10 protein-coding genes are annotated in these 12,243 nt (G+C 51.8%); 2 read left to right on the top strand and 8 right to left on the bottom strand.

The window, feature by feature from the left end; genetic code table 11:
• Positions 1-4: 4 nt before the first annotated feature.
• Positions 5-958, bottom strand: a complete 954-nt coding sequence (locus tag ACYVH9_RS24085) for an acetyl-CoA carboxylase carboxyltransferase subunit alpha (protein WP_460638975.1) — start codon at positions 956-958, stop codon at positions 5-7.
• A 139-nt stretch (positions 959-1,097) separates the two neighbouring features.
• A complete protein-coding gene (locus ACYVH9_RS24080; protein ID WP_460638974.1) occupies positions 1,098-2,534 on the bottom strand; it encodes an MBL fold metallo-hydrolase RNA specificity domain-containing protein in 1,437 nt (478 codons plus the stop codon).
• Positions 2,535-2,700: 166 nt separating this feature from the next.
• Between ACYVH9_RS24080 and dacB the strand changes: the two genes are divergently transcribed.
• Entirely contained in the window at positions 2,701-4,221 is a 1,521-nt protein-coding gene (dacB, locus tag ACYVH9_RS24075; RefSeq protein WP_460638973.1) for a D-alanyl-D-alanine carboxypeptidase/D-alanyl-D-alanine endopeptidase, read from the top strand.
• Between the two features lie 15 nt (positions 4,222-4,236).
• On the opposite strand, the gene ACYVH9_RS24070 is transcribed toward dacB, so the two are convergent.
• From ACYVH9_RS24070 to ACYVH9_RS24055, 4 genes are all read right to left on the bottom strand, one after another.
• Positions 4,237-4,686: a response regulator gene (locus ACYVH9_RS24070; protein ID WP_460638972.1), complete on the bottom strand. Its 450-nt coding sequence runs from the start codon at positions 4,684-4,686 to the stop codon at positions 4,237-4,239.
• A complete protein-coding gene (locus ACYVH9_RS24065) occupies positions 4,646-6,136 on the bottom strand; it encodes a sensor histidine kinase (protein WP_460638971.1) in 1,491 nt (496 codons plus the stop codon). Before ACYVH9_RS24065 ends, ACYVH9_RS24070 begins: the two co-directional genes overlap by 41 nt.
• A 79-nt stretch (positions 6,137-6,215) precedes the next feature.
• A complete protein-coding gene (gene hslV, locus ACYVH9_RS24060; protein WP_460638970.1) occupies positions 6,216-6,755 on the bottom strand; it encodes an ATP-dependent protease subunit HslV in 540 nt (179 codons plus the stop codon).
• A 103-nt stretch (positions 6,756-6,858) separates the two neighbouring features.
• Positions 6,859-8,562 carry a pyruvate dehydrogenase complex dihydrolipoamide acetyltransferase gene (locus ACYVH9_RS24055; RefSeq protein WP_460638969.1) on the bottom strand — a complete coding sequence of 568 codons (1,704 nt, stop codon included), beginning with the start codon at positions 8,560-8,562 and terminating at the stop codon, positions 6,859-6,861.
• A 165-nt stretch (positions 8,563-8,727) separates the two neighbouring features.
• Between ACYVH9_RS24055 and ACYVH9_RS24050 the strand changes: the two genes are divergently transcribed.
• Positions 8,728-10,464, top strand: coding sequence for an FAD-dependent oxidoreductase (locus ACYVH9_RS24050; protein ID WP_460638968.1), 1,737 nt, complete (start codon positions 8,728-8,730; stop codon positions 10,462-10,464).
• 67 nt (positions 10,465-10,531) lie between these two features.
• Here the strand turns inward: ACYVH9_RS24050 and ACYVH9_RS24045 are convergent, their stop codons facing one another.
• On the bottom strand, positions 10,532-11,302 hold the full coding sequence (locus ACYVH9_RS24045) for an oxygenase MpaB family protein (RefSeq protein ID WP_460638967.1): 771 nt from the start codon (positions 11,300-11,302) through the stop codon (positions 10,532-10,534).
• Between the two features lie 119 nt (positions 11,303-11,421).
• Entirely contained in the window at positions 11,422-12,183 is a 762-nt protein-coding gene (locus ACYVH9_RS24040; protein ID WP_460638966.1) for an OmpA family protein, read from the bottom strand.
• Positions 12,184-12,243: the final 60 nt, after the last annotated feature.

Genomic DNA, 12,243 nt, shown 5'->3' with positions numbered 1-12,243 from the left:
CCAGTTATTCAATCACGACCCCCATCGAACAGAATTTCTCGATGCGCTGATCGATCCGTTCTTCCGGAGTCAATTTATTTAATTCCGCCAGCGTGTCCAGAATGGTCTGTTTGATCCGGCGAGCCATTTCGGCATGATCGGTATGAGCTCCGCCCTGCGGTTCTTCGATGATGCCATCCACAAGCTTGTTTTTCTCCATGTCGCGGGCGGTCACTTTCATCGCTTCGGCAGCCTGTTCTTTGTAATCCCAGCTCCGCCAGAGAATGGTCGAACAGTTTTCGGGCGAAATAACCGAGTACCAGGTGTTTTCGAGCATCAACACCCGGTCACCAATCGCGATGCCGAGTGCCCCACCCGATGCCCCCTCCCCGATGATGATGCAAATAACCGGCACCTGCAGCATAAACATCTCCTTCAGGTTGCGGGCAATGGCTTCACCCTGGCCACGCTCTTCGGCTTCCAGCCCCGGAAAGGCGCCCGGCGTGTCGATCATGGTCACGATAGGCTTATTGAACTTCTCGGCTAGCTTCATCAGACGCAGCGCCTTGCGGTATCCTTCCGGATTGGGCATGCCAAAATTCCGGTGCTGGCGTTGTTTGGTGTTGCGGCCTTTCTGCTGTCCGATCAGCATGACGGTTTGTCCTTCAATCTCAACAAAACCGCCTACCATAGCCGGGTCATCCCGGACGGTACGGTCACCGTGCAGTTCGATAAACTGCTCACCGATCAGCGAAATATAGTCGAGCGTGTAAGGCCGGTCGGGGTGCCGGGACAGCTGGACGCGCTGCCAGCGGGTAAGGTTTTCGAAGATCTCCTTCCGGAGTTTTTCGATGCTGACTTCCAGCGACGCAACAGCTTCAGTAACGTCCACGTTACTGGTTTCGGCCAGTTTCTTCATTTCGACCAGTCGTACTTCTAAATCAGCTATGGGTTTTTCGAAGTCCAAATATGTCCTCATTCAAAAATCGGTTGTCATCACCAGCTATCCTACTCATAATCAGCAACTACCCAGATGCGGGGTTGCTAAAAATCGTATTCCGGCGATTTTTTCAAGTGGCAAAGTTAGCGGAAAATCCGGTTCAGCAACCTTTTCAACCTTATAACTCGTACATCTGGCCTTTGGTTGGAATCTCCACGTTGTCGTACCCCTCATCTTTCAGCGTTTGCTGAAAAGCCGTCATGCTGGTGTATTCGCCGTGTACCAGAAACACTTTTTTCAGTTTTTCCGGCGACTGATGTTTAACAAACCGAACCAGGTCATCGCGGTCACCGTGTCCACTGAACACATCCGTCCGCTCAACCTTTGCCAATACGGGTTCTTCCTTGTCCTTAATGGAAATCGTGGGCTGCCCATTGAGCAGCCGCCAGCCGAGGGTGCCTTCCGCACAATATCCGATGATCAGAATCGTACAATATGGGTTGCTGATGTTTGCCGCCACGTGCTGTTCCACCCGGCCTCCTTGCACCATCCCCGACGACGAAATAATGATACAGGGTTCGTTGTAATTGGAGACTTCGCGGCTCGCTTTGGAGCTTTCCAGGTACTCGAAATTAGCGAAATCGAACAACGACTCATTTTCGTCGTAATACGCCTTTGCCTCCTTGTTCAGCAGCCGAAGGTTTTTCTGGTAAACCTTCGTACTTTCCAGTGCCAGCGGGCTATCGGAAAACACCTTGATGCTTGGAAAACCCTGTTCCGTGTACAGCCGATTGAGCGTATACAGCAGCGCCTGCGTTCGTCCAACCGAAAAAGATGGAATGATCAGCCGTCCCGGAATGTCAATGCAAGTCCGCTTGATAACATCGGCCAGGGTGGCTTCCGGTGTCTGGGAATCCAGGTGCAGCCGGTTTCCGTAGGTGGATTCGCAAATCAGGTAATCGACGGCTGGAATTGGTTCCGGATCGGTCAGTAACGGATAATTTTGACGACCAATATCGCCGGAAAAACAAATGGTTTTCTTCTGACCATTTTCGTACACCCCGATCACGATGTGAGCGGCCCCGAGCAAATGCCCCGCCGGAATGAACGTTACATCAACGTTGTCAGTCAGCCGGAAGCGCCGGTTGAACTGAATCGGAACCACATTGTCCATCGACTCGCGGACCTGCTTTTCGAGGTACAAGTCTTTTTGCAGCGTGTGCAGTTTTTTACGGACCTTTTGCTTTTTGCTTTTGCCCAGCTCGGCCAACCGTCGACTGTTCAGCGATGCCGCATCCTGCAACAGCAAACCCGTCAACGAAAAGGTAGGATCGGTGCATAGAATCTGTCCTTCGTATCCTTCCCGGTACAGATTAGGAATATTGCCACTGTGGTCAATGTGAGCGTGGGTCAACAAAACAACATTGATCGAAGATGCCTCGAAAGGAAAAAATCCGGCACCCAGGCCCGGGGTTTCATCGGCCAATGCACTCAAAGCGGCCTTTTTGTCCAGATCGGCCCCGCAATCAATCAGAATCCGGTATTGGTCATCCGTCTCTAGCAAAAACATGCTCCCGGTCACCTGACGGGTCGCCCCCCAAAATGTTAACTTCATTCGATTCGATTAATACCTTTGACTACCGATTGTCGCGATCCGGCAGTGCCAAAGCAAGCTACAAACTTTTATATTTTGGTAGAACAACGGATAAGGGCTTTCTTCTGGCTATCTTTTGCAAAATTACAAATTCCGCATTCATAAACTATCAGTACTTTTGTACACCATGCGTTGGATTTCTGCTATTATTTATTGCCTGGTTATTACGTTTCCGAGTAGTTATGCATCCCCAACGGCTGACTCGCTGGCCGTACAGCGGTTGCATACATTAGTCAACCAATTGCAAAACAGTTCTTTCGTGCGGAATGGCACCGCAGCGCTATCCGTCCGGCGCGTTCGCGATGGAGTAACGCTGTTGGATTACAACGCGCAGATGAGCCTGCCTTCAGCCTCTACTTTAAAATTAGTAACAACGGCTACCGCGCTGGCCGTGCTGGGCGAAAATCATTCGTACAAAACCGCACTGGAATACGACGGCACCATCCGGGACAGTATTTTGTACGGTAATCTTTACATCCGGGGCTCCGGCGACCCTTCGCTGGGCAGCAACCGTTTTGCCGAATTTGCCGATGCCCACACCCTGCTCCGCACCTGGAAAGAACTTGTACAAAGTGCCGGAATCCGGCAAATCCGGGGTGCCGTAGTGGGCGATGCTTCCGCCATCCAGACGCTCCCGGTACCCAATACCTGGGTCTGGGGCGATATCGGGAATTATTACGGGGCCGGTGTTTCTGGCCTGAACTTCAACGAGAACCTATACCGGGCGGTTTTCAAACCGGCCAAAACCGTTGGGCAACCCGCCCCGCTGCTCCGTACCGAACCGGCCACGCCGTTTCTCCAGCTCCAAAACAACGTTCGAACCGGCCCGCAAGGGTCGGGTGATGAAGTCATTATTTACAACGCGCCCCCGTCAACGCAGGTTTTTCTGGAAGGAACCGTACCCGCCGGAGTCAATGAATTTGGGGTCAAAGGTTCGCTGCCCGATCCGGCTTTCTTTACGGCTTTCTCCCTGCACCAGCAACTCCTGAAAGCCGGTATGGTAATTTCTACCCCGCCCCAGTCCATCGGCCCCGCCCGAATGCCCGAAACCGGTACTCTTTCCATAACGCCCGGAGCAAAGCGCACGCAGCTGCACCTGCACACGTCGGTGCCCTTAGCCGAGATAGCCCGCTTGACCAATCACCAAAGTATCAATCTGTACGCCGAATCGTTGTTGCTACTGGCTGGAAACACGCTGGCGAAAGCCCCCGTTACAACGGAACAGGCGCTTCAGCAAGTGACGCGATTTTGGGGAAGCAAAGGAGTTGATTTAAGCGGTTTTCGTCCCAAAGACGGAAGCGGCCTGTCACCGGTTGGCGCGCTGACGGCAGCCAATCTAACCGGTATTTTAGCGGCTATGTCCAGGGAAAAGAGCTTTCTGCCTTTTTACGACAGCATTCCTGTTGTTGGAGAAACCGGGACGGTGAAAAATGTGGGCCGAAAAACGGCCGCTGCGGGCAACGTCCGGGCCAAAAGCGGTACCATCGAAGGGGTCCGGGCTTACGCAGGTTATGCCACTTCGGCCGATGGTGAACTCCTGAGCTTTACGGTTTTGGTGAACAAGTACCAGAGCGGCTCTCTCAAAAGTGTTATGAGCTATCTGGAGCAGATCATGGCCCAGCTTACCGTGGTAAAAGTGAACGAATAATTCCTAACGGCTCCGCTAGTCCCGACCCGTTACTTTGACGACATTGAACCAGTAGTCCCCGATTGTCTGCGTAATATCCATCAGCTTCTTGAACGATGCCGGTTTGGTAATGAAGCTGTTGGCGCCCCATAGGTACGAATTATCAATATCGATGTTGGCGTCTGAGGTAGTCAGAATGACCACCGGAATGTGGCGAAGCTGGCGATCGGCTTTAATTTCCTGCAACGCTTCCCGCCCGTCTTTGCGGGGCATATTAAGGTCGAGCAAAATCAGTTCCGGCAACGAATGGGACGAATTTTCATAGCGCCCGGTTCGGCGCAGGAACTCCATCAGTTCTTCACCGTCTTCAACGACATTCATTTCGGTTACCGGAAACTGTTGACGGAAGGCCTCTCGCGTCAAAAAACGATCGTCCTCGTCGTCGTCAGCCAACAGAATATGTACTGGTTTCGTGAGTTGTTGCATTGTCATGAACAGACTGCGTCTGCTTTTCGGGTAATATAATAATAAAGGTCGTTCCAATCCCGGGTTGGCTCTGCGCGGTAATCAACCCTTTGTGGTTGCTCACAATCCGTTTGCAGATGGCCAGGCCAATACCGGTTCCCTCGTACGTGCTTTTTCCGTGGAGCCGCTGAAATATCTTGAAAATGTGATCAATGTATTTTTCATTGAATCCAATCCCATTATCCGTCACGGTTATTTTATAATATTTTTTACCGTGTGTCAGTTCCTCGTACGTCCCCCCATCGACAACTTGCCCCCGAACAATAACAACCGGAGGCTGATCCGGCTTGGTGAATTTCAGGGCATTCGAAATCAAGTTCGAAAACAGGTGATCCATCTGACTCTGCACCGCTTCAATCACGGGCAATTTATCAACCTCAAACCGGGCTCCGGCGGCCTTTATTTTCAGCTCCTGATCGTTCAGTACGCCTTGTACAACATCGTTCAGCCGAACCGTTCGGAAGGGTTCTTTTTTGCTCGAAATCCGCGAGAAATTCAGCAGGTCCTTAATCATTTTCGACATTCGCTCCGCCGATTGCAGGATTTTGCTCAAATATGTAGCTCCCTCTTCCGACAAACCCTCCTGGTGTCGGTCGCGGAGCAGGTAGCCAAACGACTGAATCTTGCGCAACGGTTCCTGCATGTCGTGCGAGGCTACAAAGGCAAACCGCTCCAGTTCCTCGTTCGAAATTTCCAGCAACTGAATTTTCTCCTGCAACTCGTCTTCATACGCCCGCAGCTGATCTTCGGTTTTCTGCCGGGTATTCAACTCGTTTTCCAGCAGGTTATACGACACGATCAGGGTAACGAAGGTCAGCAGCGACAAGGTAAAAATGCTGATCAACGTGTTCCGAAAATACTCAGCAGCCGCCCTCGAATACCGATCAAACTGCTGTTGTTCGATGTCATTCATGGTTTTCAGCAGCTTCCGCACCTCATCCATATGGGCTCTTCCCAGGAGCATATACGTACGGGCAATGGAGATCGGCAATTTGTTCGTTACTGCGTTAACCTGCTGCTGAGCCGTCGATATTTTCGTATTAATCCGCTTCGTCAGCGAATCCAGATTTTGCTGTTGCTGCGGATTATTTTCCGTTAGCAGCCGAATCTGTTCCAGTTCTTTCGGAAACTGGGGCAGCGCCAGGTCGAACGCTTCCAGGTAAATACGATCTCCGGAAGAGGCCAGATAGCCCCGTTCGCCTGTTTCTACGTCCGTCACCAGCGACAGAATACGCCCCAGCCGATTGGTCACCTGCTGGCTATGCTCAATCCGTGAGCTCGCTTTCCGATACTGGTTATAACTGTATAAGGTCAGTCCAAATCCAAGCGCAATCAGCAACAAAGCTGTACCAAAACCGAAGGTTATTCGTTTTCTGACTGCCTTTGGCAAAACCGATCGCAAGCCTTTCATACGTATGCTGTCCAGTACGAATTTAGTTTCTACAGGGATCGTGTTTAACCGTCAGCCTCAATACTTCGTTCTGCGATCCTTACCGGATGGTTTCTACCACCAGGTTATGATTGGTATAGATGCAAATATCAGCCGCAATATGCAAACTTTCCCGTACCATTTCTTCGGCGGTTAGCTGAGGGGCGTGTTTTTTTAAGGCAGTGGCCGCCGATTGTGCATACATACTGCCCGATCCAATGGCCGCAATCTGGTTGTCGGGTTCAAGAACGTCGCCGGTACCGGAAATAACCAGCAGATCGTCTTTAGAGGCTACAATCAGCATGGCTTCCAGTTTCCGCAGGTAGCGGTCGGTGCGCCAGTCTTTCGCGAGTTCGATGGCCGCCCGTTTCAGATTCCCTCCGAACGCGTTGAGCTTTTCCTCAAACCGTTCGATCAGGGTAAAGGCATCGGCCGTTGACCCGGCAAACCCGGCCAACACTTTCCCGTTCATCAGGCTCCTTACTTTTCGAACGTTGCTTTTGGCAATTGTATTGCCCATTGTGGCCTGACCGTCGGCCCCGAGTGCGATTTCACCATTGTGTAAAATGCCAACAACGGTCGTTGCGTGTATTTTTTGCATTCGATGATAGCTGCTATTTAATGCTTAAGGTTTAATACCTAACAGCGGGAAGCGCAAATTGATCCCCAACCGCAGGTATTAAACCTTAAACGTCAAACCTATATTAAACCAACATTCCAAACGGGTTTTCCAACAAGCCTTTGAAGGTTTGCAGGAAAGCCGCTCCCGTTGCACCATCAACCGAACGGTGATCGCACGACAGGGTTACTTTCATTACGTTGGTTGGTTTGGGCACCGGAACACCGGCCGCATCGTTTTCGAATTTAACGGTTTGCTTGATCGAACCAATCGCCAGAATGCAGGAATCGGGCGGGTTGATGATAGCCGTAAATTCGTCGATTCCAAACATACCCAGGTTCGAGATGGAGAACGTGCTGCCCTCCCAGTCTTTTGGCTGGAGTTTTTTATCTTTCGCTTTACCCGCCAAGTCTTTGACTTCGCCCGCAATGGCCGAAATCGTTTTCAGATCGGCATTCCGCACCACGGGTACGAGCAGTCCTTCGTCGACGGCTACGGCCACTCCAATGTTTACGTAATGGTACCGCCGGATTTTGTCACCCAGCCACGACGAATTTACCGCCGGATGTTTTTTCAGGGCCAGAGCCGCTGCCTTCAGAACGAAGTCATTGAACGACACTTTTACCGGGCTCACTTCATTGACTTTACCGCGCAATTCCATCGCTTTGTCCATGTTAATTTCCATGGTCAGGTAGAAATGCGGAGCGCTGTACAGACTTTCCGACAGACGGCGGGCAATCGTTTTCCGCATCTGGGTTACCGGCAGATCTTCGTAATCGCCCTGCGGAGCCGAAGCCGCTGGTGTTGCCGGTGCCGGTGCGGGCTTCTCGGCTGGTTTTTCGGCCTGAGCCGGTGCCGGTGCGGTTTTAGCGGCTGGCTGGAAGCTTTCTACGTCCTTCTTGACAATCCGTCCTTCAGGTCCAGAACCCTGCACATCGGCCAGGTTAACGCCTTTTTCTTTCGCAATCTGCTTGGCCAGTGGAGAGGCAAAAACCCGTCCGTCGTGACCGTTGCTCGACGCGGATTCAGCCGGAGCGGCTTTTTCGGCGGGCTTACTTTCTTCCTTCGTTGCCTCGGCTGGTGGTGTTTCAGCGGGTTGACCGCCTTCCAGCAATACTTTGAACTCGGCGCCTTTTTCACCCACCACCGCGATCACTTCGTCTACCGCTACGGCACTGCCTTCTTTCACCCCGATGTAGAGCAGCGTGCCCTCTTCGTAGGCTTCCAGGTCCATCGTCGCTTTATCGGTTTCGACTTCAGCCAGGACGTCACCCGACTTAACGGTGTCGCCTTCTTTTTTGTGCCAGGCAACGATGGTGCCTTCGGTCATGGTGTCGCTCATTTTCGGCATCCGGATAACCGTGGCATTCACGTTGGGAGCGGGAGCCGCCGAAACCGCTTTCGGATCGGGGGTCTTGCTGGTAGCTTCAGTTGCTTCAGCATCCTTTGGAGCGGAAGCCGGACTTGGTTTTTCGGCGGGTGCTTCGGCTTTAGGCTCCGCAGAACCGTTCGACGAGTCGGCGCCTTCCAGCAATCCTTTATAATCTTCGCCCTCTTTTCCAACCACAGCAATCACGCCGTCGATGGGTACAGCCTGGCCTTTTTCAACCCCGATGTACAACAGTGTCCCTTCGTCATACGCTTCCAGGTCCATTGTTGCCTTGTCGGTTTCGACTTCGGCCAGGACGTCACCCGACTTGACGGTGTCGCCTACTTTCTTATGCCATTCAGCGATGACACCTTCGGTCATGGTGTCGCTCATCTTGGGCATTCGGATTAATTCTGCCATATGCGGTTTTGTGCAAGTATATCAGTAGTTCTACTTTCGAGTGTTCAAAATTAGAAGAAAGCCGGTAAAGTTGGTTAACCTGACGCGAAGTTTCCACATATCCGCTTTGATTTGCAAATTGCCGCCCAATTCTCACCAACCTGAATATTCGTATTCGTAGCCTTTATGAACCGAAGGAATTTCCTTGAAACTGTTTCCGTTGGCGGAGTCGCTGCCGCATCAAGCCTATCCCTTTTTTCCTCAGCAACTTTACAGGCCGAAAATCGCCTGGCAAATCTCCCTTATACTCATAACGAATTTGGAGCGGATGTAGTTATCGCGGGCGGAGGGCTAGGCGGGTGTGCCGCGGCTCTAGCGGCTCTGCGTTCCAATTTACGGGTTATTCTGACCGAAGAAACAGACTGGATTGGCGGGCAGATTTCGCAGCAGGGTGTTCCCCCCGATGAACATCAATGGATTGAAACCCACGGGGCTACCCAATTGTACCGAACTTTCCGAACGGCCGTCCGGGACTATTACATCCGAAATTACCCGCTAACCGATGAAGCCCGTAGCCGCAAAAACCTCAACCCCGGCGACGGTGCCGTTTCGCGCTTGTGCCACGAGCCACGGGTGGCACTGGCGGTTTTGCAGGACATGCTGGCCCCGTATCTAAGCACGCAGCAGCTAACGCTGCTGCTGGAACACAAAATTACCGGTGCAGATACCTCCGGCGACCGGGTGCGGGCACTGAAAGCCGTTAACCTGCGCAGTAGAAAGACGGTTGTCTTATCCGCACCGTATTTTGTGGATGCCACCGAGCTAGGTGATTTGCTGCCGCTGACCGGTACCGAATTCGTTATGGGTACAGAATCAAAAAAGGAAACCGGCGAATTACACGCTCCGGACAAAGCTGATCCGGCGAATCAACAGGCTTTTACGGTCTGCTTTGCTATGGATTATGTGCCCCTGCTAAAAAATAAACCCGTTACGCACCTGATCGAAAAACCGAAGGAATACGATTTCTGGCGAAAACATGTTCCCAACTTATCTCCGGCCTGGTCCGGCAAGTTGTTGGATCTCTCCTATTCCAATCCGTCAACCCTGGAACCGAAAAAACTGGGTTTTCACCCCGAAGGGATCGCAACCGGCTCCATGCTTAACCTGTGGAATTACCGGCGACTGATTAATAAAGCCAATTTCCGGCCGGGTACCTTCCTCAGCGACATTACCGTTGTCAACTGGCCACAGAATGATTACATGTTGGGCAACCTGGTGGGTGTCAGCGACAATGAGTTCAAAAAACACGTCGAGCGGGCGAAGCAGCTCAGCCTATCCTTTTTCTACTGGTTACAAACCGAAGCGCCCCGCCCGGATGGTGGTCAGGGATGGCCCGGCTTGCGGCTGCGTCCCGACATCATGGGAACCGAAGACGGCATGGCCAAATACCCATACGTGCGGGAGTCACGCCGGATCAAAGCGGTTTTCACGGTTTTGGAGGAGCACGTCGGCGCGGCCAATCGGGCTTTGGTGACGGGGCAGAAATCAGGTAATACCGCAGCCGATTTTTACGATAGTGTGGGCATTGGGTATTACCATATCGATCTTCACCCGAGCAGTCGGGGCAATAACTACATTGATTTTCCATCGCTGCCTTTCCAAATACCGTTAGGAGCGCTGTTACCGCAACGCATGGAAAATCTGCTGCCCGCCAACAAGAACATCGGAACGACACACATCACCAACGGCTGTTACCGATTGCATCCCGTCGAATGGAGCATCGGCGAAGCCGTCGGCCAACTGGTGGCCTTTTCCCTTGACAAGAATGTAATTCCCCGTGCCGTCCGGGAGAAAAAACCGTTGCTGGAAGAGTTTCAACATCTAGTACGCAAACAGGGCATCGAAACCCACTGGCCGAAGTGATTTACCGTTTACGGTGGGCTGACGCATTCAACTAGCAGCATGCGTCAGCTCACCGTAAACTAATAAACTAGTGAGCAGCACTTTTCTGGTCTAGGGTTCTTATTTGCCCCAGGTATTCGGTTGGCAGCAAAATCTGTTGGGTAACAGACCGCAGTTTTAAGCGTAATGACACTTTATATAACCACATCAGGGAAGCCAGTAGCGGTCGATCGGGTAAAGACAGGTGTTGCTTAACGGCTGCGGGTACCAGCATCGCCTGCGCCTGCAACAGCAACCCGTACCGCCAGTTGCCCAACTCTTCCTGGTATCGCTTAAAAAGTTTATCGGTAAATGGGCTGCGCACCAAATCCCGATCCAAATGAACCTGGCGATCTTTTTTCCAGGCTTTGAACGTTTGCGGCAATTCAGGAATACCCATGCCCTCGCCTACGCGCCGGAATGTATCAAAAACTTCTTCGCGCTCCGGCGTCGTCAGGGGGCGGTGCAGCAGTTCAAACGCCCGCTGCGAATAGTCCATTAGCATATACAAAACATCCCGGTAAGCCCAGTCCGGAATCTGGTAGCCCCGACTTTTTTCAACGCCACCGTGAATGGCCCGCATCCGATGAATGGCTCCAACGGCTTTTTCATGCGGCATAAACACGATTTCCTGAGCGTACTTAACCGTCGAAAATAACCGGCCGATGGGATCAGCAGGCAGTTTTCCGGTATAAAAAAGCCAATCAACCGCCCGGTTCACGGCAAATTCGGCCGCTCCACCGGCGAAAATCAATAAAATCACGTCGGAGTCGCCCCATATTTGCCGCACAATTGAATCTTCACGAACGAAATAACGCATTCCACATCTGGTTTTCTAACCTTTTGTTAACGTTCGGCGCGCCGAAATAATGCCCACAATCAGCACATATTCTGCCACTTGAATCGTTTTTCTACGTTACGTATCCTCTGTTGGAAGGTTCATGTTTTGAGCACGGTAAATTCAACCCGACGGTTTTTTTTCTTGTTGGCTTCGTTATCGTTTGGGGCCGCCGGGCGCGTATCACCGTACCCCTGATATTGCAGCCGGTTTTCGGCAATTCCCCGCTGGATGAGGTAGTTGGTAATCACCCGGGCGCGGTTTTCGGAAAGGGACTGATTCAGCCGCCGATCGCCCACGTTGTCGGTATGACCTGCAATTTCAATGACCAGTTTGGGGAATCGCCTGAGCGTATTCAGGAGCCGGTCGAGTTGCGGATAGGATTCTTTTCGCAGCACATAGCTACTTTGATCAAAGTAAACATTATCCAGCCGGATTCGATCGTTCACTTTTAAATCGTAGAAAATACTGTCGGTTTCGGGTTCTTTTGTCGGTACCGCTTTTTCATTTTTTCGTTTCTCCATCAGAGCGATGTGCTCGTAATTGGCGCAGGAATCGCAGGGGACAAATAATACTTCTTCTACCGTGTAATACCCTTTGGCTGTGGTAGTGACGACCACGGTGTCGCTGCGACCCAGCGTAAACGTAAAGGGCCGGCCCGCCGAGCTCTGCCCCCGAAAAACCTTTTTCGCCTGAATGGCCCGCACCTGATACGAGGCTGCCATTTCCGCTCGGCTCTGTTCGTCCTGCGCCCGGATGGCAAAATCCGTCAGATGCCTCTTTATAATTCGGGTACCCGGTTGGGCCAATACGGTTTTTGCCAGTAAAATGATTAGCCAAACAAGTAAATATTGAACACGCATGGTAGATTTGTAAAAAAATTCGGTATTCCATCGCTGGTCAGATGGAGCACTGCGGTGTTT

The sequence above is a fragment of the Larkinella harenae genome (assembly GCF_054780515.1).
This window is presented reverse-complemented; position numbering and strand designations above follow the sequence as displayed.